Source organism: Streptomyces sp. NPDC058401 (assembly GCF_042722885.1).
Classification (GTDB): Bacteria; Actinomycetota; Actinomycetes; order Streptomycetales; family Streptomycetaceae; genus Streptomyces.
Genome location: NZ_JBHXKA010000029.1, coordinates 24,010 through 49,220, shown reverse-complemented (window position 1 = coordinate 49,220; position 25,211 = coordinate 24,010). Strand labels below are relative to the sequence as shown.

Here is a 25,211-nt window from a genome sequence, read left to right as displayed (position 1 = left end):
AGCCTTAGCCGATTCCGGGGATGAGGGAGATGAGCATGTCGATGATCTTGATGCCGATGAACGGGGCGATGAGGCCGCCGAGTCCGTAGATCCCGATGTTCCGGCGGAGCATCTTGTCGGCACTGGTCGGCCGGTACTGGACGCCCTTCAGGGCGAGCGGCACCAGGGCGATGATGATCAGCGCGTTGAAGATGACCGCGGAGAGGATCGCCGACTCCGGGGAGGCCAGGCCCATGATGTTGAGCTTGTCCAGGCCCGGGTAGACCACGGCGAACATGGCCGGGATGATCGCGAAGTACTTCGCCACGTCGTTGGCGATCGAGAAGGTCGTGAGGGCGCCTCGGGTGATGAGGAGCTGCTTGCCGATCTCGACGATTTCGATGAGCTTGGTGGGGTTGGAGTCCAGGTCCACCATGTTCCCGGCCTCCTTGGCGGCCGAGGTGCCGGTGTTCATCGCCACGCCCACGTCGGCCTGTGCCAGCGCCGGGGCGTCGTTGGTGCCGTCGCCGGTCATGGCGACGAGCTTTCCGCCGGCCTGTTCCCGCTTGATGAGGGCCATCTTGTCCTCGGGGGTGGCTTCCGCGAGGAAGTCGTCGACGCCCGCTTCTTCGGCGATGGCCTTGGCGGTGAGCGGGTTGTCGCCGGTGATCATGATGGTCTTGATTCCCATGCGACGCAGTTCGTCGAAGCGTTCGCGCATGCCCTCCTTGACCACGTCCTTGAGGTGGATGACACCCAGGATGCGAGCGCCCCTGTCGTCCTTGACCGCCACCAGCAGCGGGGTGCCGCCGGCCTGGGAGATCCGGTCCGTGAGGGCTTGAGCGTCCTCGGCGACCTGGCCGCCCTGCTCCTTGACCCATGCGACGACCGAGCCGGTCGCCCCCTTGCGGGTCTTCTTGCCGTCCAGGTCCACGCCCGACATGCGGGTCTGGGCGGTGAAGGGGATCCATTCGGCGCCGACCAGCTCGCCCTGGTGGCGTTCGCGCAGGCCGTACTTCTCCTTCGCGAGGACCACGATCGAGCGGCCCTCGGGGGTCTCGTCCGCGAGGGACGAGAGCTGCGCGGCGTCCGCGAGCTCGGCCTCGGTGGTGCCCTTGACGGGGACGAACTCGGAGGCCTGGCGGTTGCCGAGGGTGATGGTGCCCGTCTTGTCCAGGAGGAGGGTGGAGACGTCACCGGCGGCCTCGACGGCGCGGCCGCTCATCGCGAGGACGTTGCGCTGGACCAGGCGGTCCATGCCGGCGATGCCGATGGCGGAGAGCAGGGCGCCGATGGTGGTCGGGATCAGGCAGACCAGCAGCGCCGTCAGCACGATCATCGACTGCTTGGCGCCCGCGTAGATCGCGAAGGGCTGGAGGGTGACCACCGCGAGCAGGAAGACGATGGTGAGGGACGCCAGGAGGATGTTCAGCGCGATCTCGTTGGGCGTCTTCTGCCGGGCCGCGCCCTCGACCAGGTTGATCATGCGGTCGATGAAGGTCTCGCCGGGCTTCGTCGTGATCTTGATGACGACCCGGTCGGACAGCACCTTCGTGCCACCGGTGACGGCGCTGCGGTCGCCGCCCGACTCGCGGATGACCGGGGCCGATTCACCCGTGATGGCGGACTCGTCCACGGACGCGACGCCCTCGACGACGTCTCCGTCACCGGGGATGATGTCGCCGGCCTCGCAGACCACGAGGTCGCCGATACGCAGCTCCGTGCCCGGGACCTGCTCCTCACCCTTGCCGTCCTTGGTCAGCCGGCGGGCGATGGAGTCGGTCTTGGCCTTGCGCAGGGTGTCGGCCTGGGCCTTGCCGCGGCCCTCCGCCACCGCCTCGGCGAGGTTGGCGAAGATGGTGGTCAGCCACAGCCAGACGGTGATCGCCCAGCCGAACCAGTCCGTCGGGTCCTTGACCGCCAGGACGGTCGTGACGACCGAGCCGATCAGGACGACGAACATGACCGGCGACTTGATCATGACGCGCGGGTCGAGCTTCTTCATCGCGTCGGGGAAGGACTTCAGCAGCTGCTTCGGGTCGAAGAGGCCGCCGCCCACGCGTCCGGAGTCCGGCTTGTGGCCGGTGGGCACGTCCTGGTGCGGAGCCCTGGTGGGTGTGGCGGTGCTCATGATGCGAGCCCTTCGGCGAGCGGACCCAGCGCCAGGGCCGGGAAGTAGGTCAGACCGGTGACGATGAGGATCGTGCCGACGAGCAGGCCCGTGTAGAGCGGCTTGTCGGTGCGCAGGGTGCCCGCGGTCTCGGGGACGGGCTTCTGCTCGGCCAGCGAGCCGGCCAGCGCGAGGCCGAACACCATCGGCAGGAAGCGGCCCAGCAGCATGGCGATGCCGATGGTGCTGTTGAACCACTGGGTGTCGGCGTTCAGCCCGGCGAAGGCGGATCCGTTGTTGTTGGCGCCCGAGGTGTACGCGTAGAGGATCTCGGAGAAGCCGTGCGCCCCGGAGTTCGTCATCGAGTTGCCCGGGGTGTCCAGCGCCATGGCCGCCGCGGTGAAGCACAGCACCAGGGCCGGGGTGATGAGGATGTAGAGCGCCGCGAACTTGATCTCGCGGGTACCGATCTTCTTGCCCAGGTACTCGGGGGTGCGCCCGACCATCAGGCCGGCGATGAACACCGCGATGATCGCCATGATCAGCATGCCGTAGAGGCCGGAGCCGACGCCGCCGGGGGCGATCTCGCCGAGCTGCATGCCCAGCAGCTGGATCCCGCCGCCGAGGCCGGTGTACGAGGAGTGGAAGGAGTTGACCGCGCCCGTGGAAGTGAGCGTGGTCGCGACGGAGAAGATGGAGGAGGCGGCGATCCCGTACCGGGTCTCCTTGCCCTCCATCGCCCCGCCGGCCACGTCGAACGCCGGGCCGTGGTGGGCGAATTCCGTCCACATCATCAGCGCGGTGAAGCCGATCCAGATGGTGGCCATCGTCGCGAGGATCGCGTAGCCCTGGCGCAGGTTTCCGACGATGCGGCCGAAGGTGCGGGTCAGGGAGAAGGGGATGACCAGGATGAGGAAGATCTCGAAGAGGTTCGAGAAGGGGCCCGGATTCTCGAAGGGGTGGGCGGAGTTGGCGTTGAAGTAGCCGCCGCCGTTCGTGCCCAGCTCCTTGATGACTTCCTGCGAGGCGACAGCGCCGCCGTTCCATTGCTGGGTGCCGCCCGTGAACTGGCCGACCTCGTGGATGCCGGAGAAGTTCTGGATGGCGCCGCAGGCGACGAGGACGATCGCGCCGATCACGGAGATGGGGAGCAGGATCCGGACGACACCGCGGACCAGGTCGGCCCAGAAGTTGCCGAGTTCGCCGGTGCGGGAGCGGGCGAAGCCCCGTACGAGGGCGACCGCGACGGCCATGCCGACCGCCGCCGAGACGAAGTTCTGGACCGCGAGGCCGCCGGTCTGTATGACGTGGCCCATGGCCTGTTCGCCGTAGTACGACTGCCAGTTGGTGTTCGCGACGAAGGAGGCGGCCGTGTTGAAGGCCTGGTCCGGGTCGATCGCGGAGAAGCCGAGCGAGCCGGGCAGGATGCCCTGGGCCCGCTGGAGGCCGTAGAGGAAGAGGACGGAGACCGCCGAGAAGGCGAGGACGCCGCGGAGGTAGGCGGGCCAGCGCATTTCGGCCGACGGGTTGGCGCCGATGGCCTTGTAGATCCACTTCTCCGGCTTGTAGTGCTTTTCCGAGGAGTAGGCCCTGGCCATGTAGTCGCCGAGGGGGCGATAGGCCAGTGCGAGCGCTGCGATCAGTGCGAGGAGCTGGAGCACACCAGCGAGAACGGGACTCATCGGTGGCTAGAACCTCTCCGGGTACACGAGGGCGAGGATGAGGTATCCGAGCAGGGAGACGGCCACGACGAGGCCGACGATGTTTTCGGCGTTCACAGCTTGGTCACCCCCCGGGCGACAAGGGCCACCAGCGCGAAGACCGCGACCGTGGTGACGACGAAGGCCAGATCGGCCACCGTGAGCTCCTGGATGAAGAGGGAAGAAAAGAATCGGCCAGACGGCCGATGACGAGACAACCGTGTCTTCACCCCGGCGTTAAGACGCCTTGACGGTGTCCATACGCCCGCCGGGGAACTCTTAACGCCGCACTTACGCCAAGGGCCGTGAAACGCGGGTCAACCGCCGGTCAACCGCTGGTCAGCCCTGGTGGGAGAGGCCGGCGGTGTCCAGGGCGGCGCCCGCCTGCGCTGCCAGGGCGACGGCCACCAGGCGTGCCTCTTCGGGGGGCAGGGGGCGGTCCGGCAGCGGATCGAGGAGGAAACGGCCGTAGTAGTGGCCGCCGCCGGTCACCCGAAGCTCGGTCTCTCCGTCCGGCCAGGCCGCGTACTGCGTGATCCGGGTTCCCTGGCGCAGCCACAGGCCGCCGCCGTGCTCCAGGCGCGGCAGGGTCCCCATCAGGGTCCCGTACTCGAAGCGGCAGCCGCGCAGTCCCAGCAGGCCGACGACCAGCAGCAGGACAGCCGTCCGGATCTCCTCACCGTCGGCGATGGCGAAGCGCTGGTACGGCCGGGTCAGGAAGAAGTCGAACCACACGGCCGCCGAGAGCGCGGCCAGGGCGCCGGCGGCCCGGGTGCCGAGTGCGGCGACCGCGACCACGGCGACGACCATGATCAGAGCCTCGTTGGCCGCGGAGAGCGCCCCGCGGAAGGGCGCGAGCCCGAGCGCCACGAGGAAGGGGACCACGAGCGCCGCGAGCAGCACGGCGCGGTCGTGGAGTCGGTACCCGGACATGTGATGCCTCCTGACCGGAGACGCAGGTCCTGACCGGAACCGCTCCGGTCCGGTCCGGGCGGCCTGACACGGCTGCCCACATCAAGCGTGCCTCCGCCGAAGCGGGAGCCATTCGCGACGGCGAGGTCTTGACGCACCTCATACGAATCTCCGGCCCCGGCGTAAGGAGTGCGTGAAGAGTGGGGTGGTGGCCGTATGGATCGCGCCAAGAGCACTGGTCATCCGGCCTCGCCGTCCGGACGCTGTCCTCACTTTGTCCGACGGAGGAACAGGCGAGATGTCCATACACATGGAGAAGTCGACGGCGGCAGGAACGACGGCGGCAGGAACGACGGTGGCAGGAACGACGCCGGGCACGGAGGAGCCTCCTGATCCCGGCGCACGGACGCAGGGGGCGAAGGACCCGCACCGGCTGACCGCCCTCCAGGGCCTGGCCGCCCTGTCGCTCGACGCGATGGCCTCCGTCGCGTACGGGCCCGAGTCGATCGTGCTGGTCCTCGCCGCGGCCGGCGCGTACGGGATGGGCTTCACGCTCCCCGTCACCCTGGCCATCGCCGCGCTGCTCGCCGTCCTGGTGGCCTCGTACCGGCAGGTGATCGCCGCGTTCCCCGACGGCGGCGGTTCGTACGCCGTCGCGAAGAGGCACCTCGGCCGGCGTACGAGCCTGGTGGCCGCGGCCTCGCTGATCCTCGACTACGTGCTGAACGTGGCCGTCTCCGTCACCGCCGGCGTGGCCGCGCTGACCTCGGCCTTCCCGGAGTTGTACCCGGAGCGGGTATGGATCTGCCTCGGGATCCTCGTCCTGGTCACGGCGGTCAACCTGCGGGGCGTCGTGGACTCGGCCAAGGCCTTCCTCGTCCCCACCGCCGTGTTCGTCGGGTCGATCCTGGCCATGGTCGGGGTCGGCCTGTTCCGCGACGGGCCGGTCAGCACCGCCTCGGCCGCCGGACACGCATCCGCGCTGGGCGAGGGGGCCACCACGGTCGGCGCGCTCCTGTTGCTGAAGGCCTTCGCGGCCGGCTGCTCGGCCCTGACCGGCGTCGAGGCCGTAGCCAACGCCGTGCCGTCCTTCCGCGCCCCGGCCGCCCGCCGGGCCCAGCGCACCGAGGTGGCGCTCGGAGCCCTGCTGGGCGTGATGCTGATCGGGCTCTCGGTCCTGATCGGCCGCTTCCACCTCCAGCCGGTCGAGGGGGTCACCGTCCTCGCCCAGCTCGCGGACGCCTCCTTCGGTCACAACGCGGCCTTCTACGTCGTCCAGTTCGCCACCATGGTGCTCCTCGCGCTCGCCGCGAACACCTCCTTCGGCGGCCTGCCCGTCTTGATGAGCCTGCTGGCCCGCGACAACTTCCTGCCGCACTTCTTCGCCCTCAAGGCCGACCGTCAGGTGCACCGCCACGGTGTGATCTGGCTGGCGCTCGTCTCCGCCGTACTGCTCGTCTTCTCGGGCGGCGACACCAACACCCTCGTGCCGCTCTTCGCCATCGGCGTCTTCGTCGGCTTCACCATCTGCCAGGTCGGCATGGTCCTGCACTGGAACGGCGAACGCCCGCGGGGCTGGCGGGCCAAGGCGGCCCTCAACGGCTTCGGGGCGCTCCTCACCGGGGTCTCGGCGATCGTCGTGACCGCGACCAAGTTCACCGAGGGTGCCTGGCTGATCGTCCTCGCCCTGCCGCTCATCGTCCTCGCGTTCGAGAAGATCCACCGTGCCTACGCCCAGATCGGAGAACGCCTGGAGCTCGGCCGCATCCCGCAGGCGCCCCGGCGCTCCCGCTCCCTGGTCGTCGTGCCCGTCTCCGGGCTGTCCCGACTGACCTGCCAGGCCCTGACCGCCGCCCGCTCGCTCGGCGACGAGGTCCTCGCCGTGACGGTGACCCACCCGGCTCCCGAGGACCGGCAGGCAGCCGAAGCGCTGCGCCGGGACTGGGAGTTGTGGAAGCCGGGAGTCGAGCTGATCGAGCTCTCCTCGGACACCCGCTCGCTCGGCCGTCCGGTGTCGGCATACATCCGAGAGCTGGCGCAGACACATCCGGGAACCCAGGTGACCGTGGTCATCCCGGAAACCGAACCCGCCCACCTGTGGCAGCGGATGCTGCAGAACCAGCGCGGCTCCGTCGTCGCCCACGCGGTACGCCGCGACACCGACGCCGTCATCTGCCGACTGCGCTTCCGCATCACCGACGACGCGAACTGAACTGAACCGAACTGAACTGAACTCCGGCAGGGGTGTCTTGCCGAAGCCGAACTCACCAGAAGGTCCCTTCACGGCTCCCGCCGCCGCGCAGCACGTTCCTCCGGGTCTCGGAACCCCTCCCGGGGCTCCGCTCGACCGGCCGTCCCGGAAACGGGCCGGGCAGGCGAACATGCTGGAGCCCGAACTCCTCGCCGGCTCGGCTCGGGAGGCCTTCGCCAAGCTCCACCCGCGCGAACTGGTCAAGAAGCCGGTGCTGTTCGTCGTCGCCGTCGGATCGGTCCTGACCACGCTCTCGGCGCCATTCCCCCCGTCCGTCTTCACCTGGGTGATCAGCGTCTGGCTGTGGCTGACTGTCCTGCTCGCCAACCTCGCAGAGGCCGTCGCCGAAGGCCGCGGACGTGCTCAGGCCGAGTCGCTGCGCAAGGCGCGTACGGACACGGTCGCACTGCGGCTCAACCACTGGACGTACGGGGCGAACCTGCGGCAAGCCGAGACCGGGGCGGTCGCGCCGGCCGACGGCGACGTCGTCGACGGGGCGGCGACGGTGGACGAGTCGGCCGTCACCGGCGAATCGGCCCCGGTCCTAAGGGAGTCGGGCGGCGACCGGTCCGGCGTGACAGGCGGTACGACCGTCCTGTCGGACGCCATCGTCGTACGGGTCACCTCGCGCCCCGGGAACGGCTTCATCGACCGGATGATCGCCCTCGTCGAAGGCGCCACCCGGCAGAAGACCCCGAACGAGAACCGCGAAGCCGCGGCCTTCATCCCGCTCCCCGGCATCGACCACATCAAACTCGCCGGTGCCGGCCGCCCAGCTGTCCTCCCTCGCCGACGAGACCCCGAGGGCAGGTCGGTGGTCGCCCTCGCCCGGCAGTACGGCCTGGAGCCGGTGGCCGTGGAGGACCTGAGCAATCCCCGCTTCGCCGAGTTCAGCGCCCGCACCCGGATGAGCGGCATCAACCTGAGCTGGACGGGCGGCGCCGGCTGCGCCATCCGCAAGGGCGCGGTGACGCAGGTCTGCGACTGGGGGTGGCGCACGGCGGCACCGTACCGGCGGAAGCCGGCACATGGGCGGCCTCGGTGTCCGAGTCCGGCGACGCGCCCCTGCTGGTCGCGGTCCACGACTGGGACGGCCCGCGGGTCCTCGGGATCATCCACCTCGAGGACGTGGCCAAGGGCGGCATCCGGGAGCGCTTTACAGAGCTTCGCGCCATGGGTATCCGTACGGTCATGGTGACCGGCGACAACGAGCTGACGGCCCGAGCCATCGCCGCCGAGGCCGGCGTCGCCGAGGCCGGCGTCGGTGTCCACCATCCCCGGCCTCGGCTGAACCCCGTCAAGGGCCTCGTGCTACGCCGCGCCTGCGGGCGTGGATGCTGGAAGGCCTGACCGCCGAGAACGGTTCGCCCGCCGCCAAGGAGGCGGCGGCCCAGCCGCACGGCCGTCCGTGGTGGCGGGTCATGTGCCTGACGGGTCTCGACTACTTCTTGCCGCGCCACCTGCCCCGCTACGGCATGGCCCCGCAATGGGCCCGCGCCCTGCGCCCGATGGTCATCGTCTTCACGCTGGTCGCGTTCCTGGTGACCTGGATCTTCGACGCCGACGTCGACGCGCAGGGCGGCGCGTACGCCACCGGCGTCCTGGTCCTGATCACCTCGGCGGCCGTGGCCGTGACCATCGCCGCCCGCCGGGCGGGGGAGCGCGGCTGGACGTTCGGCTTCGGGATCATCTCGGCCGTCTTCATCTACACCACGGCCGTCAACGTCGTCGAACGTCCCGACGGCGTGAAGATCGGCGCCTGCTTCATCGGCGGCATCATGGCCCTCGCCCCCACATCTACTTCGAGTGGACCGAGGGCAACCCGATGGCCAACTTCCTCCGCTTCTTCCTCTTCGGCCAGGGCGAAGTCGCCCCCGTCACCCGCGAGGTCATCCGCGAGGCCGAACCGGACTGGGCCCGCCGGCCCCACGTTTACGCAGGTTGACATCCGGCGATCCGGCGATGGCGGCCGGCACCGCCCCCCCCGGGCTCCTTCGGGTCGCGGCCACCGCCGGTGATGGCGCTCGGCGGTCGCTAGTCGCCGATGTCACGCGTCCGGACGTCGTCCAGCGTCTCGCGCCGTACGAGTACCCGGGCCGTGCCTTCGTGGACGGCGACGACCGGGGGCCGGCCGACCAAGTTGTAGCCGGAGGCCATGGACAGCTGGTAGGCGCCGGCCACCGGGACGGCGAGCAGGTCGCCGGGGTGGATGTCGCCCGGCAGCTCCACGCCGGAGGCGAGGACGTCACCGGCCTCGCAGTGCCGGCCGACGACCGTCGTCGTACGCGGAGTGGCCGTCGAGTGGCGGCCGACGAGACGGGGCGCGTAGCGCACCCCGTACAGGGCGGGCCGCGGGTTGTCGCTCATGCCGCCGTCGACGGCGACGAACACCTTCTCGCTGGTGTGCTTCACGGCGAGCACCCGGTACAGGGCGACCCCGGCCGGCCCGACGACGGCCCGCCCGGGCTCGATCAGGAGCCGGGGCACGGTCAGCCCGGCGGCGGCGCAGCCCTGGACGAGCTCGGCGCGCAGCCGGCGGGCCAGCGCCGTGAGGTCGAGGGAGGGTTCGCCGGGCCGGTAGGCGATGCCGTGGCCGCCGCCCATGTCCAGCTCCGGCAGCACGGTGCCGTGCATGTCGCGGACGCGGGCCATCAGCCCGACCATGCGGCGCAGGGCCACGAGGTAGGGCTTCACCTCGGTGATCTGCGAACCGATGTGGCAATGCAGGCCGGTCAGTTCGAGCCGCGGCTGGCCGAGGATCCGTGTGATGGCATGCTGTGCGCCCCCATCGGTGAGGGAGAGGCCGAACTTCTGGTCCTCCGTACCGGTACGGATCTTGTCGTGGCCGCCGGCCGATACACCCGGCACCACCCGCACCATGACCTTCTGGCGGCCCTCAAGTCCCACGGCGGCCGCGATGCGGGCGATCTCGGAGGGGCTGTCGATGACGATCCGCCCCACCCCGAGCCGCATCGCGGCCTCGATGTCCCGGGACGACTTGGCGTTGCCGTGCAGCACGATGCGCTCGGGCGGGAACCCGGCGGTGACGGCGAGCTCCAACTCGCCCGCCGAGCAGACGTCGAGCCCGAGGCCCTCCTCGTCGACCCAGCGCACCATGGCACGGGACAGGAAGGCCTTGGCGGCGTACAGCACACCGGCCTCGGGGAAGGCGTCCCGGTAGGTCCGGCAGCGTCCGCGGACCTCGCCCTCGTCCAGTACGTAGGCCGGGGTCTCGAAGCGCTCGGCGATCTCGGCGAGGGACACCCCGCCGACGGCCAGGCCGCCGTGCGGGAGCGGGGCCGCGGACGCGGGCCAGACGGACAGCTCGTCGGTGTCGGCCGGTGTGCCGGGGAGAACGGTGATGGTCATGCGGGGCTCCCCTTCACACAGTCCGGGCGGTGGATGCGGGTGCCTGCGGGAGCGGCGCCCCGACCGTGCGGGCGGTGGCTTCCGCGGCCACCGGGGGTGCGGTGAGGGTCGGGTCGACGGTCAGCGAGGAGATTCCGAGAGGCCGGGCCATCGCGCGGAGCGCGGTTTCGGAGAGCCGGATCCAGGGCTGCTCCGCCCCGAGCGTGGCGGCCAGCCGGGCCGGGCTGGTGAAGCCGACAGCGGTGCGCGTTCCCAGCGGGGTGCGGAACAGCCGCACCACCTGGTGTGCCCCTCCCGGCCGGGCGGGCACGTACAGGGGCCCGGCCGGGATCCGTTCTTCAGGCTCGGCGTCGTCGGCGTACTGGAACAAACACATGGGGCCCTCCCTGAGGAACCACGAGCGGCAGGTGGCGCCCCGGGTGCGGGGAGGCAGTCCGGGACGCGTCATCGAACGTATCCCCGCACCCGCCCACCTGCGATCACCCCGTAACGGGTCCCATACGGCGCCCGGCCAACTCCTTACGGATCATTGACGGCGGAACCGGGCCCGGGGCATGCGATCGACCAGCTCAGCACCCCGTGCGCGCTGTCAGCAGCAGTCGCGGCCGGGCGGTCACGCACAGGCGTGAACATCGCTCAGCGCCACGACGACCGGCCACCGCATCCGCTGCCGCGTCCTCTTCACCTTCCGGGGCGCCACACCCGAACGAGCTCGCCTTCCAGATCAACTTCCTTGCTGAGGATGGGTACGGTGCCCCGAACAACGCCCTTCGGACAGGTGGCGGCAGGAACGTGGACGACGCGCGACCGGTGTCAGACGGCCGGGCCGGCCACGGCAGCCGCTTCGAGACGTGGAACGCCTGCTCCGGTGTTGCCCGCGACGCCGCCATCGCCCACTGCCAGGCCCAGGGCTACCGGAGCATGCTGGACGGCGTGGCCAAGGCGGAAACGCCCGAAGCAGGCCGCGCGCTGGAGTTGCTGACGCTCCACCACGGCCTCAACCTACTGGCCCGGCACGGCGACTGGCACCTGGCCGAACAGCGCCTCACCCCGTCCCAGTGGCGCCTCGTGCACGCCGGGATCGAGGAAGGCGGCCGGGAGCTGGCCCGGTACGGCACCGCCTTGGTGGACGCCTTCGGACTCGACGCCGACCTCCTGCAAGTGCCCATCACCCTGCACGCCGGTGAGCAGCCGGACTGCCCGGAACAGTACGCCCGGTCGGGCGCCGCACAGGAGCAGGTGCCGTGCTGAAGCCCTACGTATGGCCGATGCACATCGGCGGCGCCGACGTGGCCGGTGACCACTGGACCTTTCCCGTGCACGCCGACCTCGCCATCGGCGACCCTTGTGCCGCCGAACAGGCCGCCGGCGAGGCCCGCGAGGGAAGGGTCGGCGAGGGAGTCATCGCGAATGATGATCGCCGACGGCTACCCCGACCGGGTGGCCCGGTGGTACGCCGCCGGCATCGAACACATCCTCAGCCCCGCGTAACTGGCGCGCGGCGCGGCCGAACTGCACCGGCAGGAGACCGTCGGCAACCGCCAGGTGATCCTGCGCCGGCTCCCCGACGGTGTGTCGCCTTCCACCCGCCTCGGAACGCGGCCGCCACCCTCTCCTGTCTCGCAATCCCGATGATGCTGGCCGGCAACACCCTCGTGATGCGCGCCCCCCACGCGGTTCCGAGCGGCGTGATGTACCTCTTCCGCGAGATCGTGCTGCCCGCTCCGGAGGATGCCGGAGCTCCACCCGGCGTCTGCAACCTGGTGTGCGGCGGGGCACAACAGGCCGTCCAGGCCTTGGCTGGACGACCCGTTGATCAACGACATCGCCTTCGTCGGCTCCTCCGACGTCGGCATCGAGATCGGCAACGAGTGCTTCCGGCGCGGGAAGAAGCCACTGCTGGAGCTGGCCGGCAACGACGGCTTCGCGGTCTGGGAGGATGCGGACCTCGACCAGGCCGCACACGCCGCCGCCGAGAGCTTCCTCGCCTCCACCCAGATCTGCATGGTCCCCAAGTACGTCGTCGTCCACCCCGCCGTCGCGGACGGGTTCCTACGGCGCCTGGCCGAGCTGGCCGACCTGCTGCACCCCGGGCTGCCCTCCGAGCCCGGCGCCGTACTCGCACCGGTGGCCAAGGCCAAGGACTTCCTGGCTGCCCGCCGTGACCGAGGAGACCTTCTTCCCGCTGCTGCCCGTGGTCGTCCCCACGGCTGCCGAGGCCGGCCCCGACCTGCTCGACCGGATCGTCGGCCTGCTCAACCGCAACCGCTACGGGCTGCGCAACTCCCTGTGGACCGCATCCCCCACCACCATCGACCGGTTCCTCGGCGCGGTGACCAACGGCGGCATGATCAAAATCAACGACACCCACGCGGGCACCACCCCGTACGCCCCCACCCACGGCGGGACCGGCCTGTCCGGAGGCGCGTGCGGCGAGACGTACTACCCCCTACTGCGAGCCACCCACCTCCAGGCCGTCTCCATCGGCACCGGAATCGACGTCACCGCCGCCCTCATCACCGTCGAGTGACGGTCCGTCGGGGGTGCGGGGCGGCCGCGGCTCGGAGGTGAGGACCGTGCCGGCCAGCCAGCCAGCCGGCCAGCCAGCCTGCCACCGGGCACTGGCAAGCGGTCCGGACCTGCCCTCGGACCGGACCGCTCGCACCGGGTGGCTACTCCTCGCTAGGCCTCCTGGCCCGCTGAGTGGAAGTTGATGCGTTCCTTGATGACGGGGAAGCCGGCCTTGGTGAAGTTCGCGGCCATGGGGAAGTTGCCCTGGTCGGTCGATCCGGTGACGACCTCCGCGCCCTGTTCGACGAGGAGGTGGGTGCACTCCGCGAGGAGGTCGTAGGCGTAGCCGTGACCGCGCTGCTCCGGCAGGACTCCGATGAAGCCGATGGTCGGGCCGGAGGGGTTGTGGGCCGGTATGTGGATGCCGGCCAGGTCGCCCTCGGGGGTGTGCGCGATCTGCCACCACTCCCGTGGGGAGGGGCACCAGTGGAGGAAGTCGAGTTCCTCCTGGGCGGCCTGGTCGAGACCGCCCTCCTCGATGGCCCTGAGCGCGTGGGCGTCCAGGGTGACGGAATGGATGCGGCGGAACGCGTCGAAGAACACGGCGTCGTCGGGTTCGGCGCTGAAGCGCAGGCGTCCGGGCCGCTCGGGCAGACCTTGCTCCGGGGTCCAGCGGTACAGGAAGCGTTCCACCAGGAGTTCGTACCCAGCGGCTCGCGCGGCGGCGAAGCGCGTCTCGGCTCCGGCCCGCAGTTCGGGGTCGTCCCGCCAGCCGCTGGGCAGGTTGATCTCGAGTTCGACCTGCCAGGGAGCGGAGCGCAGGAGTTCGGCTCCGGCCTCCTCCTCCCCCTCGGCCACGTCGAACCAGTTGATGTTGACGGGCTCCGAGTCGTCGGGGCCGCCCCACCACGCGCCGCGTGCAACGACTTCGCCATCGCGCAGGGCGACGCGCTTCCAGTGGGGGCGGAAGCGAGTACGCCGATGACCCTCACGGGCGCCCAGGGGGTCGGGAAGTGCGTCAAAGAGATGTGCGTCGCTCGCAGAGAGCGCACGGATGACCAGATCGGTCATGGATTCCTCCGGGATACAGGCTGCTTGGAGCGCCCCCGGTCAGAACTGAGAAACCACGCCGGGATGCTGGAAGAGGGAGCGCTGGAACGGTGTGAACCACACGGCACTCGCCTCCTTCCGTTCATCTCAGGGCGTGGAGCCACACGGTACGTGATCTTCCGCGGGTCCGTCCACGGATTTCTGCTGCCCTTGGAAGCACGGGTTTCGCGGGAGGAGGCAGGGCGCTCTCAATGGCCCACGGGGCCTTACTACTGCGGTTCCCAGTGACGCTTTTACCCGCGGCCACACCTCCTTCTTCCACAGCTCGACGGAGTCCTCGTCGCGTTCGAGTGCTCTCCGGCAGGCGCGGGGGCGCCGGCTGGTCGGGTCGCGGCGTGCGAGCGGTGTCCAGGGCCGTCCCGGTGATCACAGCGGGTCGGTGCTGTACCGCCCGGATCGTGGTGCCCAGTCGTAGGGGCCGCGCATGACCGAGTGCAGGGCGTCCCGGAGGTAGCGGTGCAGGGCCGTACCGGCAGGGGCGTGCAGTTCGCTTTCGAGGCTGCGGAAGCGGGTGATGCGCTCGTGCAGCATGCCGAGCACTTTGGCGGAGGCGTCATCCTGGGCCGCCCCGTCCGTGCGCTGGAGGATCAGGAGGAGGTTGTGCGGGTCCGAACCCGCGTCTTCTTTGGCCAGTGAGTAGAGGTCGTTGTGGAGGGAGTCGATTTCCGCGGCCAGGGTGCGCAGAGCGGTCACGGTGTCCGAGGCGAAGAGGGTGGTGGGCAGTTCGTAGTGGCCGATCCGTTCGGCGAGGTCGAGCGTGGGCTGTACGCCGATGGTGTCGCGGCGCAGCCGCAGGTACTCGTCCACGGTGAGCGGGGTTCCGGACTGCCGGTTGGCGGCTTCCTGGACGTGGCCGTAGAAGTACGCCTGCCAGTGCTCGGCCGCCCGCTCGCGCCAGGTCGGTGACATGCCCTCGCAGCTGCGCAGCCACAGGTCGCGGAAGGCGCGGGCGAGCGGCGGCGCGTCGGGGGCGGGGTGCCGGTCCAGGGCGGAGGCGACCGCGTCGACCACCGTGCGGGCCTGTTCGGGGTCGTCGCCGGCCGGGCCGTCGAAGGCGTCGTCGAAGCAGAAGAACCAGCTCATCTGGTCGACTCCCAGGGCCAGTTCCGGGCCGGTCGCAGCCGGGTGGAAGCGGGCCGCGAGTTCGGCGTAGTGGGCGCGGGCGTGGCGTTCGGCGGCCGCGTCGGTGGGGAGCAGGCCGAAGGACCGCGGCCACTGGAGGTGTTCGGCGGCCGCGCGTGCGGCGTCGGGGCTGATCCGTGCGGGGAAGGGGAGGTGGAGGCCGGCGTCGTTCCGTGTGCCGCCGGTACGGGTCTGCGCGGCGCGGGGCTGCGGGGACATCTGGAGCAGGCTCGGTACCAGTACGGCGCCGGGCACCTCGCGGGGCGGCTGCTCGGAGAGCGGGACGAGCCGCCAGCGGGCGGCGACGGTGGCGACGACCGTGGCCATCTCGGTGAGGGCGAAGTGGTCGCCGATGCACTTGCGGGGGCCGGCGCCGAACGGCAGGAAGGCCCAGCCGCGCGGGTCGGCGGTCAGCCAGCGGTCCGGGTCGAACTCCATGGGGTTCGGGTAGAGGCCCGGGTCGCGGTGGATGGTGAGCGGGCTGAACAGGAGCTCGGTTCCCGCGGGGATCTCCACTCCGCCGAGGACGACGCCGGGGCGGGCGGGCTGGCGCATCAGGATCCACGCCGGGCTGCGCAGCCGGAGCGTCTCCCTGACCAGGTTCTGGGTGAAGACGAGCTTCGGCAGGTCCTCGAAGGTGACCGGCCTCCCTCCGAGGACCTCGTCGAGCTCGGCGTGGAGCCTGCGCTCGATGTCGGGGCGGGAGCCGACTTCGTGGAAGAGCCAGGTCAGGCTGGTCGAGGCGGTCTCGATCCCGGCGGCCATGACGGTCATGACCTCGTCGTGGAGCTGGTCGGGGCTCATCGGTTCGCCCGTGTCGGCGTCGCGGGCGGCCATCAGCATGCCGAGGAGGTCCGCGCGGGGTTCTCCGTCGTCGAGGCGCTCGCGGATGAGCCGGTCGACGACCTTGCGCAACTGGGTGCCCGATTCCTGGAAGCGGCGGTTCCCGGGGGTGGGGAGGCGGTCGAGCCAGTCGACGGGCGAGACGACGCGGCGCATCAGCTCGTGGACGTAGGTGGGCAGCCAGCGCCGGATGAGGCGGACCTCCTCGTTGCCGAGGGCGCTGCCGAAGAGGGCTTTGGCCACGGCCTCGCTGCCGATCGCGTACATCTCGGAGGCCACGTCGATCGTGCTGTCGGGTGTCCAGGCCTCGGAGTACGTGGTGGCGCTCAGGCGCATGACGCCGGTGTAGGAGTTGAGCTTCTCGCGGTGGAACGCGGGGATCATCAGGCGGCGCTGGCGGCGGTGGAAGTCGCCCTCGGAGTTGGGCAGTCCATTGCCGAGGAAGGGGCGGGACTTCTGGAAGTAGCGGCCCTTCTCGTAGGAGACCGCGTCGGTGACGAGCATCTCCCGCAGGAGCGCCGGCGAGTTGACGGCGTACACGGACAGGGTGCCGAGCCGGATCTCCACCAGGTCGCCCAGGGGCCGGATCGACTGCAGTACGCCGATCGGATCGCGCAGCAGCGCCAGCGAGTGCCCCACCAGGGGCAGGCACCCGGGAGCGGTGGCGACCGTGCGGGGAGGCAGGTATGCGGGGGCGTCCGTAGTCACGTTCTCGTCCTTGGGGGTTGCGCGTTCCCGCAGCGGTTCGAAGGCGCCGGCGAGGTGGTTGCGGGGCGAACGGGCACTCCGGCGGCCCGTTGGCCGGCTTCCGATGCCCGCGGAGCCAGGCTAGGTTTGCCCGCCATCCGGACGGAATGCGCAACCGTCCGGGCTTCCTGCGCGAGAGTCCGCCACGGCCCGTTCCGGACTCTCACGCAGGTATCGCGGACGGGTGAACTCGCTGGGCCGCAGGAGCACTGCCGCCTCATGGCTACCATGAGCGTTTGATTGGTCGCGTGCTGTAACGGAGGCGCCATGCGCGGTCCACTGTCCGGTAGCGGTCCCGAGCAGGGGGTATCCCCCCTGCTCGGGCTCGCCGATGTCACTTCGAGGCCCACGGTCTTCAAATGCATGGGCCGCAGCTACAGCGCGGCCCGCTCCGACGGCGAGGTCGTCATCCAGGACGTCACGGACATCACCCATCCGCTTCCCCTGGGCTGGGCCGCACCTGGTGCGGACACCCTCTGGAGCGTTCGCACGCCCCGGGGTCTGCTGGCCGGCCGTACGGACGGGACGCTCCAGGCGGTCGCCGCGCTGCGCGGGACCTCCTGGCCGCCCCGCGACCCCGGCCTGCAGGGCGGGTAGGGGGCGCGGGGCGGGCTGCCGGTGCCGGGGGCAGCGTCGGTGCGGCGGTCGCGGCTCAGCCGGCCCGCGCGGCCTCCCGGTAACGGCGCGGGGCCACTCCGGTGGTGCGTTTGAAGGCGTTGCTGAAGGCGCTCTCGGAGCCGTAGCCCAGGGCGGATGCGATGGCCGCCACGGGGGTGTCCTCCCGGCGCAGGCTGTGCTGGGCCAGGCGCATGCGCCAGGTGCACAGGTAGGTGAGGGGAGGGACGCCCGCGACCTCCTTGAAGCGCTGGGCGAAGCTGGTGCGGGACATGGCCGCGGCGCGGGCGAGTTCGGTCAGGGTCCAGGCGCGGGCCGGGTCGCCGTGCATGAGGCGCAGGGCGGGGGCGATCCGTTCGTCGGCGAGGGCGCGCAGCCAGCCCACCGGGTAGGTGTCGGCGCTCGCGTCGGTCAGGAAGACGCGCAGGACCTGTACGAAGAGCAGCTGTGCGAGGTGCTCCGCCGCGAAGGCGGCCCCCGGTGCGGCCGACCGCATCTCGTGGAGGGTCTGATCCATGAGCCAGCAGGCCGCGGGCGCCTCGGCGGTGGTCGCGCTGACGTGCATCACGGGCGGAAGGGCGCTCAGCAGCAGGTCCTTGCCGGTGGTGTTGAGATCGATGTGGCCGCCGATCGTGACAGCGTCCCGCCCTTCGTCCCCGGCATGGAAGAAGGTCTCGGTGGTCGCCCGGAGGACGGGCAGCGCGTCGACCGGCGGCACGGCCGGGTCACTCGCCAGGGTGTACCGGCGGTCGCCGGCGAAGACGGCGATGTCGCCTGCCTCCAGGCGGACGGGGTGTTCGACGCCCTCTATCACCAGCCAGACGACTCCCTGCATCACGGCCTGGATCTTGAGCCGGCCCGGCGCCGGAAAGGCCAGCGCCCAGTCCCCGGCGGCGATGAGACCGCGGGACAAGGCGCAGCGCGCACCGGTGAGTTCGAGGGTCTCGGTGATGGGATCGCCCCAGGTCGCAGACGAGGGGTGGGGCGTGGAGGACGGTGCGGTCATGGGCGGACTCTCACGCAAGTCGTACGGACGGGCAAGCATTCACATGCTGTTGATCACCCCTCACGATGAGTGGCAGCGGCGCTTCCCCGGTCGGGGCGGTGCCCGGAAACGCCGCCGCCGTAGGCCGTGCGACCGGTGTCCCAGCGTCAGGAGGTCGTACTCGTGGGCGGATTCCAGGGCCGTGCGACGTTCCACCCGGTCGGAGTAGTGCTGCCGCCGGCCACCTTCAGGGCAGGGGTCAGTGGCAGGCCCTGGAGCAGATGAGCGGTACGTAGGTGTCGCGGGACGCGGGGTGGGAGGCCCGGCCGGTCGACGCGATGTGCGTGGTGGCCGGTGAGGCCGACGGCACGGCGAAGCTGCTCGGCGCTGCCGCCAGCCCACCGGTTACGAAGAGTGCGGTCATTGCGGCTGCGATCAGTTGCTTGCGCATCATCACTGCTCCTGCCTGTGAACCCCTGAGACGGGTCTCGATGTCCTGCCTCATCACGGTAGGCAGGAGGGATGGCAGGCGTGAATGTTCCAACGTTCGCGAAGGGTGCGCGAGAGTCCAGGACGGCCGGGGACCCCGGCCACGCAAGGAAACAGGTGGTCCCACATGCTTCAGCCGGAGATTCTGAACCCGCGGTCCTACGATCCCGCCGAGTTCGACCCGGAAACCCGACGGCTGCTGAGGGCGGTGATCGACTGGTTCGAAGGGCGCGGTAAGAAGCGGCTCGTCGAAAGCTACGCGTCGTGGTTCGCCGAATTCCTCGCCTTCGCCGGAGAGCAGGGCATCTTCGCGCACTGCCTGATCCCCTCGGCCGCCGACGGAGGCAGCGGGCGCTGGGACACCGCCCGCAATACCGCCTTCAACGAGGTCCTCGCCTTCTACGGCATCAACGGCTGGTACACCTGGCACGTCACCATGCTGGGCCTGGCCCCCGTCTGGCAGAGCGGCAACGCGACCGCCCGCCGCCGTACGGTCGAACTCCTCCGGCAGGGCCACTCGGCCGCCTTCGCGCTGTCGGAGAAGACCCACGGAGCCGACATCTACGCGACGGACCTCCTCCTCACCCCCACGGCCGACGGCGGGTTCCGCGCGAGCGGGTCGAAGTACTACATCGGCAACGGGAACGTGGCCGGCATCGTCACCGCATTCGGGCGCCGCACCGACGTCGAAGGCCCGGACGGCTACGTGTTCTTCCTGGCCGACAGCCGCCACCCGAACTACACGGCCGTCCGCAACGTCGCCAACGACCACCTCTACGTCGCCGAGATCCGCTTCGACGACTATCCCGTCACCGCCGACGACATCCTGCACACCGGCAAACCGGCCCTCGACGTCGCCCTGAACACCGTCAACATCGGCAAGTTCAACCTCGGCACCGCCGGGATCGGCGCCTGTGAGCACGCCTTCCACGAGTCCCTCAACCACGCGCACACCCGCATGCTCTACGGGCGGCGCGTCACCGACTTCCCGCACATCCGCCGGATCTTCAGCGACGCCTACCTCCGCCTGCTCGCCATGAAGATGTTCACGAACCGCGCCGTCGACTACGTGCGGTCCGCGCACGAGGACGACCGCCGCTACATCCTCTTCACGGCCATGTCCAAGACGAAGGTGACCACGGAAGCGGAGCAGGTCGTCACCCTCCTCTGGGACGCCATCGCCGCCAAGGGCTTCGAAGCCGACACCCACTTCAACTGGGTCGCACGCGACCTGCCGGGGCTGCCACGGCTGGAGGGGACCGTCCACGTCAACACCACGCTGATCCTGAAGTTCCTGCACAACTACCTGCTCGGCGACGCCCCCTACGAACCGGTGCCCTCCCGGACGGATGCCGGCGACGACGGGTTCCTGTTCCGGCAGGGGGCGAGCGGCCGACTCGGCGAGGTCCGCTTCCACGACTGGCGCCCCGCCTTCGACCACTTCGAGGACGTGCCCAACGTGGCCCGGTTCCGGGAACAGGTCGAAGGATTCCGGGAGCTGCTGACCAACTGCGGCCCGGACGCAGAACAGCGGCAAGACCTCGACTTCATGCTGCCGATCGGCCGGCTGTTCATGACCGTCGTCTACGGCCACCTCATCCTGGAGCAGGCCCGGCTGACCGGCCTGGACCGGGGCGTCCTCGACCAGATCTTCGCCCTGCTCATCAGGGACTTCGCCGGTCCGCTCACCGAACTCCACGGCAAGCCCGCCACCACGGACCAACAGCGCAAACACGCCCTCGCCTGCCTGCGCACCCCCGCCCACGACGCCGCACGGACCCACGACCTGTGGCAGGGCATCGAGGCGGTCGCCGGAACGTACGCGATGCACCCCTGAACCACTCTCCAGCGGGACGTCAACGAACTGGGCGAACTGTGCGCCCCGTAGCTCCGTGGCCCCGTAGCTCCGTGGCTCCGTGCGCGCCCAGAACGGAAACCACCGTTCTCGTTTAGTGTGGGGGGATGCCTCGCCTGACGGACGAGCGCCGGGAAGAGCGGCGCCGTCACATCCTCACCAGTGCCTGGACCTGCTTCTCCGCCAACGGCTTCCACGCCACGTCCATGGACGACGTGATCGCCGCGACCGGCATGTCCTCCAGCGCCGTCTACCGGTACTTCCGCAGCAAGGACGACCTCATCGACGCCGCCGCGGACGAGGCCATGACCCTCGTACGGAGCCTGTTCGACGGACTGCTGGCCCGGCGTCCCACCGCGTCACCGGCGCAGGTGATCGCCGCGATGGTGGGTGAGGTCCGGGACCGGGACGCCCGGTCGGAGTACGACCTCACGCGGATCGCCATCCAGTCCTGGGGGGAGGCCCTGCGCAGGCCGGACATGGAGGAGCGCACCCGGGACTTCTACCTCGGCGTGCACGGTCAGCTGGAGGCGCTGGCCCGGCGCTGGTGCGAGGAGGGCCAGGTCCCCGCGGATGCCGATCCCCGGGGGATCGCGACGGTGCTGATGACCCTCATGCCGGGGCTCCTCGTCGGCCGGCACCTGGTGGCACCCGTGTCCGCCGAGCACCTCATCGCGGGCCTGTCCTCCCTCGGATCGGCCTCCTGGACCAGCTGACGGGGCGCCCCCGAGCGGGGGCGCCCCACCAGCACGTGCCGTACCCAGCTCAGGGGCGCTGCCGTTCCGCGGCCGCGCCGTCGGAGGGTCCGGTGCTCAGCCAGGGGGAGTCGTACTCGACGCGCGACCGGTCGAGCCCGTGCGGCTCGGTCGTGTAGAGCCGCAGGCGCAGCCCGTCCGGATCGGGTACGACCAGCACCCAGCCCACCATCGCGACGACCGGCGGTGAGTGGCGGACCCCCAGGCCGTCCAGGTACGCGATCCATTGGTCCACGGCGGCACGGTCCTCGACGGCCAGGGTGAGGAGCTCGTTCCCGTCCAGGGCGCGGGCCGTCGCCGGGTCCAGCCGCAGCTCCAGCCGGCAGGGCAGGTGGGGGACGTCGAGGGCGACGGAGAACAGGGTGCCGTCGGGGCGGCGGTGGTCCAGCTCGGCCACGCGGTGGGTGCCCAGAACGGCGCCGTACCAGCGGGCGCTGCGCTCCAGGTCGCTGACGCACAGCTTGAGGTGGTGGAGGCCCTGGTGTGCCGGGGCCTTCGGCGTGGTCGTCAGGGTGCTCATGGTCAGACCAGCCCGTCTGCGAGGAGCGCGGCCTCGCGGTCCACGGCGACGCCGCGCCGCCACAGGCCGGCGATGTCCCGTACCGCGGTGATGTCGGCCAGGGGGTTGCCCTCGACCAGCAGGAGGTCGGCGCGGAGCCCGGCGGCGACGCGCCCGCGGTCGGGCAGGCCGAAGGCGTCGGCGGGGGCGGCGGTTGCGGCCGTGAGGGCCTGGGCCGGGGTGAGTCCGGCCGCGACGAGGAGGGCCAGTTCGCCGTGGTAGCTGATGCCGTGCGTGGTGGGGTGGCCGGCGCCGCCCGTGCCGTCGGTCCCGGCCAGCAGGGGCACCCCGGCCCGGAACATCCGCAGTGCGACGTCGGCCGCGTACCGGGCGTCGACCGAGACCGGCCCCACCCGCACCTCGCCCTCGCCCAGGCCTTCGGTCCGCATGCGCTCGATCTCCTTGAGCCACTGCGGGTCGGCGTAGGGCCGCAACCGGGGGTCGTCGATGAGGGCGTACTCGGCCGGGCTGTCGGTGGTACCGGTCAGCGAGGTCAGTGTAGGCACGACGAACACACCCCGGGCAGCGGCGTCTTCCACGAGGGCGTCGTCGGACGGCCCGTCGGCGGGGGCGTGGGCGAGGCCGTCGACGCCGCAGTCGATCGCGAGGCGGGCCGAGCGGCGGGTGAGGGTGTGGGCGGCGGTGCGCAGCCCGCGCCCGTGTGCGGCCCGGACCAGCGCGCGGATCGTCTCGGGGGACATGACGGGCATCGGTGTGCCGATCGCGGTGCCGTCCTCGATGAAGATCTTGAGGTGGTCCGCCCCGTCGGCCACGCGTGCCGCGACGAACGCGTCGGCGTCCTCGGGGCCGGTGACCGTGGGGAAGGGGGCCATCAGGCCGAGTTCGACCAACTGGCTCGGGTGACCGCCGGGGGCGGTGGCTCCGGTGGTCGCGATGCGCAGGTCGGCCAGGTCGTCGCGCTCGCGCGCGGCCTCCCGTACGGAGCGGGCGACCGAGGGCGTACCGCCCATGTCGAGCTCGGTGGTGATCCCGAAGAGCAGGGCCCGCCGCAGCTGTTCGGTGTCGCTCGTGTGGGTGTGGGCGTCGATCAGCCCGGGCAGCAGGGTGCGGCCGCTGCCGTCGACCACGATCGCCCCGGCCGGTGTGCCGAGGGCGGGGCCGACGGCGGTGATCACGGGACCGTCGATGAGGACGTCCTGGGGTGCGTGGAGCCTGGTGCCGTCGAAGACGGCGACGCTACGGATGAGGGTGGGGGCGGAAGCAGAAGTCGACATGTCCTTGTCTCCTTTGAACAGCCGGGTCATCGGGTGGACGGAACGGGCAGGGGCAGCGGCAGGTGCTGGGCCAGTTGGCTGAGCACCTCGGCCGGTTCGGCCGGTACTCCGTGTGCGGCGAGGTAGCCGTCGGGGCGGACCAGCAGGGGGGTGCGCAGTTCGGGCACGCGGCACACGGACAGGACGCCCTCCGGCTGCCGCCCGTCGGTCGGTCCGCTCCGGCCGGGCAGGGCAAGCGTCCAGTGCAGGCCCGCCTGCGGGACGGCCAGGGGCGAGACCCGGTCTCCCACCTGCGGGGAGTCGCGGTTGGGCTCACGCGCGTAACTGATGTCGAGCTGGGCGAGTTTGGCGGCGACCCAGTCGACGATCCCGGAGGTGGCCGCGGCCGCGGCGATGAGGTCGTTGCGGCGCTGCCCGGCGGCCGGGTCCCGAAGGGTGGCGATCTTGGCGAACTGGCTGGTGAAGGCGACCAGTTCGGCTGCCACCGGGTGCCGCTCGTCGTGGTAGCCGTCCAGCAGTTCGGCGGGGGCCGTGCCGGTGAGGACGGCGTGCAGCTTCCAGGCCAGGTTCCCGGCGTCCTGGATGCCGGTGTTCATGCCCTGCCCGCCGGCCGGGCTGTGGGCGTGCGCGGCGTCCCCGGCCAGGAAGACCGGACCGGCCCGGAATCGCTCGGCGACCCGTTCCTGGACGCGGTACGTGGAGGCGGTCACCACCTCCGCCACGCGGATGCGCCTTGCCAGAGGCCCGCGTTCGGAGATCAGCCGCTCGATGTCCACGGCGCGGGGCGCGGCCGACCCCGGCGCGGCGGGAGTCACGATGCGGTGCTGTCCGCCGGCGAGCGGAGAGAGGAGCAGCATCCCGGCGGAGGAGAGGAAGAAGGTGGTGTCGTCCTCGCCGAGGCCGCTCGCACCGGCGTCCAGGCGGACATCGGCCAGGGCGAACAACTGCTCCGGCGCCTCTCCGGGAAAACCGATCCCGGCAGCCGTCCGCACGGCGCTGTGCAGACCGTCGCAGCCCACCAGATAGTGCGCGGAGACCGATCGCAACGAGCCTTCCGGATCGGCGATCACGGCGGTGACCCCGGGAAAGTCGGGCGTGAAGCCGAGGAACCTGTGACCGCGGTGCACCCCGCCACCCAGCTTCCCCAGACGTCGGAGCAGGTGCTCTTCCGTCGTCTGCTGGGAGGCGAGCAGGACGTAGGGGTAGGGCGTGTCCAGATCGTCGTAGGGGGCGTGCAGCAGGGTGTGTTCCCGGTCGTGGACGCGGAACCCGCGCCCCCGCTCACCGGCCGCGGCGAGGTGTTCGGCGACGCTGATCCGGTCCAGGTATTCGAGGGTGCGGGGCTGGAGCGCTGCCGCTCTGCTGCCGCTCTGCACGCAGGTGTCGCGGTCGATGAGGACGTGGTCCACGCCCAGCTGCCGCAGGCTCGCGGCCAGGGCCAGTCCTACGGGACCGGCGCCGACGATCAGGACGTCCGTGTGCGGTGGGAGGGGGGTGGGAGTGGTGATGGGCGACGCAGGCATGACGCCTCCTCGTCGAGCGGGAATCCTTGCGAAATCCGCAGGAGACCCGCCACATCAAAGAGAAACGAGCGTTTTCGTTTCACTGTGAAGCTAGCACTGGAGGAGGGGTAACGCAAACGTACGTTTCTGTTTGGCGCGGCGGGTGTCAGACCTCGTTGTTCCACATGCGGAACACCGTGCACTTCCCGTGGCTGTCGAAGGTGACGGTCCACAGGTTGGCGAAGGTCCCGAGCTCCGTGTAGCGCCCGGTGCCCTCGATGGCCGCGGTGTCCCCGTTGATCGCGAGGAGGGACCACTCGAATTCCCAGCCCCCTTCCTGCCACCCGGCCCGGCCGCGCCACCCCTCGACGATCGCATCGCGGCCGATCCAGTCCGTCTCGTAGGGCCGCTCGTGATACTCGGCCTGCGGGGTGAAGAGGGCTGCGATGTCCTTGCGGCTGTTGGAGGTCCAGGCCCGCACGTACGCCTCGACCCATGCTTCGACCTGCTGTTTCGTCACCATGAGGTGTCTCCGTACGACGTGTCTGCGTGGGTCCGGCGG

The 25,211-nt window shown here is 70.8% G+C and carries 21 protein-coding genes and 3 pseudogenes; 9 read left to right on the top strand and 15 right to left on the bottom strand.

The features are described from left to right. Positions 1–4 precede the first annotated feature (4 nt). The 5 genes from kdpB to ACFWNV_RS13770 form a co-directional block, all read right to left on the bottom strand. Positions 5–2,110 (bottom strand): potassium-transporting ATPase subunit KdpB, encoded by a 2,106-nt coding sequence (gene kdpB / locus ACFWNV_RS13790; protein WP_383945333.1) that lies wholly within the window; start codon positions 2,108–2,110, stop codon positions 5–7. Next, positions 2,107–3,771, bottom strand: a complete 1,665-nt coding sequence (gene kdpA, locus ACFWNV_RS13785; RefSeq protein WP_383945330.1) for a potassium-transporting ATPase subunit KdpA — start codon at positions 3,769–3,771, stop codon at positions 2,107–2,109. Before kdpA ends, kdpB begins: the two co-directional genes overlap by 4 nt. A 6-nt stretch (positions 3,772–3,777) precedes the next feature. Continuing rightward, the gene (gene kdpF, locus ACFWNV_RS13780; RefSeq protein ID WP_037690508.1) at positions 3,778–3,867 is read right to left on the bottom strand and encodes a K(+)-transporting ATPase subunit F; all 90 of its coding nucleotides are present in this window, start codon (positions 3,865–3,867) and stop codon (positions 3,778–3,780) included. After that, positions 3,864–4,019, bottom strand: a complete 156-nt coding sequence (locus ACFWNV_RS13775; RefSeq protein ID WP_383945327.1) for a hypothetical protein — start codon at positions 4,017–4,019, stop codon at positions 3,864–3,866. Before ACFWNV_RS13775 ends, kdpF begins: the two co-directional genes overlap by 4 nt. Positions 4,020–4,128: 109 nt before the next feature. Further along, the gene (locus ACFWNV_RS13770; RefSeq protein WP_383945324.1) at positions 4,129–4,722 is read right to left on the bottom strand and encodes a DUF4118 domain-containing protein; all 594 of its coding nucleotides are present in this window, start codon (positions 4,720–4,722) and stop codon (positions 4,129–4,131) included. Positions 4,723–4,999: 277 nt separating this feature from the next. Between ACFWNV_RS13770 and ACFWNV_RS13765 the strand changes: the two genes are divergently transcribed. The 3 genes and pseudogenes from ACFWNV_RS13765 to ACFWNV_RS13755 form a co-directional block, all read left to right on the top strand. Further along, the gene (locus tag ACFWNV_RS13765; RefSeq protein WP_383945321.1) at positions 5,000–6,913 is read left to right on the top strand and encodes an APC family permease; all 1,914 of its coding nucleotides are present in this window, start codon (positions 5,000–5,002) and stop codon (positions 6,911–6,913) included. Positions 6,914–7,082: 169 nt separating this feature from the next. Further along, a pseudogene (locus tag ACFWNV_RS13760) lies at positions 7,083–8,200 on the top strand (HAD family hydrolase); the annotation flags it as partial. Positions 8,201–8,379: 179 nt separating this feature from the next. Then, positions 8,380–8,897, top strand: a pseudogene (locus ACFWNV_RS13755) (hypothetical protein); the annotation flags it as partial. 89 nt (positions 8,898–8,986) lie between these two features. Here ACFWNV_RS13755 and lysA read toward each other — a convergent pair. Beyond that, positions 8,987–10,321, bottom strand: coding sequence for a diaminopimelate decarboxylase (gene lysA / locus ACFWNV_RS13750; protein ID WP_383945318.1), 1,335 nt, complete (start codon positions 10,319–10,321; stop codon positions 8,987–8,989). A gap of 13 nt (positions 10,322–10,334) precedes the next feature. After that, positions 10,335–10,697 carry an SAV_915 family protein gene (locus ACFWNV_RS13745; RefSeq protein ID WP_383945315.1) on the bottom strand — a complete coding sequence of 121 codons (363 nt, stop codon included), beginning with the start codon at positions 10,695–10,697 and terminating at the stop codon, positions 10,335–10,337. 416 nt (positions 10,698–11,113) lie between these two features. Here ACFWNV_RS13745 and ACFWNV_RS13740 point away from each other — a divergent pair, with 416 nt between their 5' ends. The 3 genes and pseudogenes from ACFWNV_RS13740 (at position 11,114) to ACFWNV_RS13730 (ending at position 12,851) form a co-directional block, all read left to right on the top strand. Continuing rightward, a complete protein-coding gene (locus tag ACFWNV_RS13740; RefSeq protein WP_383945312.1) occupies positions 11,114–11,572 on the top strand; it encodes an acyl-CoA dehydrogenase in 459 nt (152 codons plus the stop codon). 480 nt (positions 11,573–12,052) lie between these two features. Further along, positions 12,053–12,457: pseudogene (locus tag ACFWNV_RS13735) on the top strand (aldehyde dehydrogenase family protein); the annotation flags it as partial. Between the two features lie 25 nt (positions 12,458–12,482). Further along, the gene (locus ACFWNV_RS13730; RefSeq protein WP_383945309.1) at positions 12,483–12,851 is read left to right on the top strand and encodes an aldehyde dehydrogenase family protein; all 369 of its coding nucleotides are present in this window, start codon (positions 12,483–12,485) and stop codon (positions 12,849–12,851) included. Positions 12,852–13,003: 152 nt separating this feature from the next. On the opposite strand, the gene ACFWNV_RS13725 is transcribed toward ACFWNV_RS13730, so the two are convergent. Together ACFWNV_RS13725 and ACFWNV_RS13720 are read right to left on the bottom strand one after the other, a co-directional pair. Continuing rightward, on the bottom strand, positions 13,004–13,903 hold the full coding sequence (locus ACFWNV_RS13725; protein ID WP_383945306.1) for a GNAT family N-acetyltransferase: 900 nt from the start codon (positions 13,901–13,903) through the stop codon (positions 13,004–13,006). 405 nt (positions 13,904–14,308) lie between these two features. After that, a complete protein-coding gene (locus ACFWNV_RS13720) occupies positions 14,309–16,615 on the bottom strand; it encodes a cytochrome P450 (protein ID WP_383945303.1) in 2,307 nt (768 codons plus the stop codon). 306 nt (positions 16,616–16,921) lie between these two features. Here ACFWNV_RS13720 and ACFWNV_RS13715 point away from each other — a divergent pair, with 306 nt between their 5' ends. Further along, positions 16,922–17,251: a hypothetical protein gene (locus ACFWNV_RS13715; protein WP_383945300.1), complete on the top strand. Its 330-nt coding sequence runs from the start codon at positions 16,922–16,924 to the stop codon at positions 17,249–17,251. Between the two features lie 55 nt (positions 17,252–17,306). Here ACFWNV_RS13715 and ACFWNV_RS13710 read toward each other — a convergent pair whose 3' ends face one another. Continuing rightward, positions 17,307–18,275: an AraC family transcriptional regulator gene (locus tag ACFWNV_RS13710; RefSeq protein WP_383945297.1), complete on the bottom strand. Its 969-nt coding sequence runs from the start codon at positions 18,273–18,275 to the stop codon at positions 17,307–17,309. Positions 18,276–18,513: 238 nt separating this feature from the next. Beyond that, positions 18,514–18,708: a hypothetical protein gene (locus tag ACFWNV_RS13705; RefSeq protein WP_383945294.1), complete on the bottom strand. Its 195-nt coding sequence runs from the start codon at positions 18,706–18,708 to the stop codon at positions 18,514–18,516. Between the two features lie 162 nt (positions 18,709–18,870). On the opposite strand from ACFWNV_RS13705, the gene ACFWNV_RS13700 reads away from it, so the two are divergent. Both ACFWNV_RS13700 and ACFWNV_RS13695 read left to right on the top strand, forming a co-directional pair. Beyond that, positions 18,871–20,580, top strand: coding sequence for an acyl-CoA dehydrogenase (locus ACFWNV_RS13700; protein WP_383945291.1), 1,710 nt, complete (start codon positions 18,871–18,873; stop codon positions 20,578–20,580). A gap of 125 nt (positions 20,581–20,705) precedes the next feature. Then, positions 20,706–21,314, top strand: a complete 609-nt coding sequence (locus ACFWNV_RS13695; RefSeq protein ID WP_383945288.1) for a TetR/AcrR family transcriptional regulator — start codon at positions 20,706–20,708, stop codon at positions 21,312–21,314. A 49-nt stretch (positions 21,315–21,363) separates the two neighbouring features. Here the strand turns inward: ACFWNV_RS13695 and ACFWNV_RS13690 are convergent, their stop codons facing one another. The 4 genes from ACFWNV_RS13690 to ACFWNV_RS13675 form a co-directional block, all read right to left on the bottom strand. Then, on the bottom strand, positions 21,364–21,873 hold the full coding sequence (locus ACFWNV_RS13690; protein ID WP_383945285.1) for a VOC family protein: 510 nt from the start codon (positions 21,871–21,873) through the stop codon (positions 21,364–21,366). A gap of 2 nt (positions 21,874–21,875) precedes the next feature. After that, positions 21,876–23,147 carry an amidohydrolase family protein gene (locus ACFWNV_RS13685; RefSeq protein ID WP_383945282.1) on the bottom strand — a complete coding sequence of 424 codons (1,272 nt, stop codon included), beginning with the start codon at positions 23,145–23,147 and terminating at the stop codon, positions 21,876–21,878. A 26-nt stretch (positions 23,148–23,173) separates the two neighbouring features. Beyond that, on the bottom strand, positions 23,174–24,670 hold the full coding sequence (locus ACFWNV_RS13680) for an FAD-dependent monooxygenase (RefSeq protein WP_383945279.1): 1,497 nt from the start codon (positions 24,668–24,670) through the stop codon (positions 23,174–23,176). Between the two features lie 145 nt (positions 24,671–24,815). After that, positions 24,816–25,172 (bottom strand): nuclear transport factor 2 family protein, encoded by a 357-nt coding sequence (locus ACFWNV_RS13675; protein WP_383945277.1) that lies wholly within the window; start codon positions 25,170–25,172, stop codon positions 24,816–24,818. Positions 25,173–25,211 lie beyond the last annotated feature (39 nt).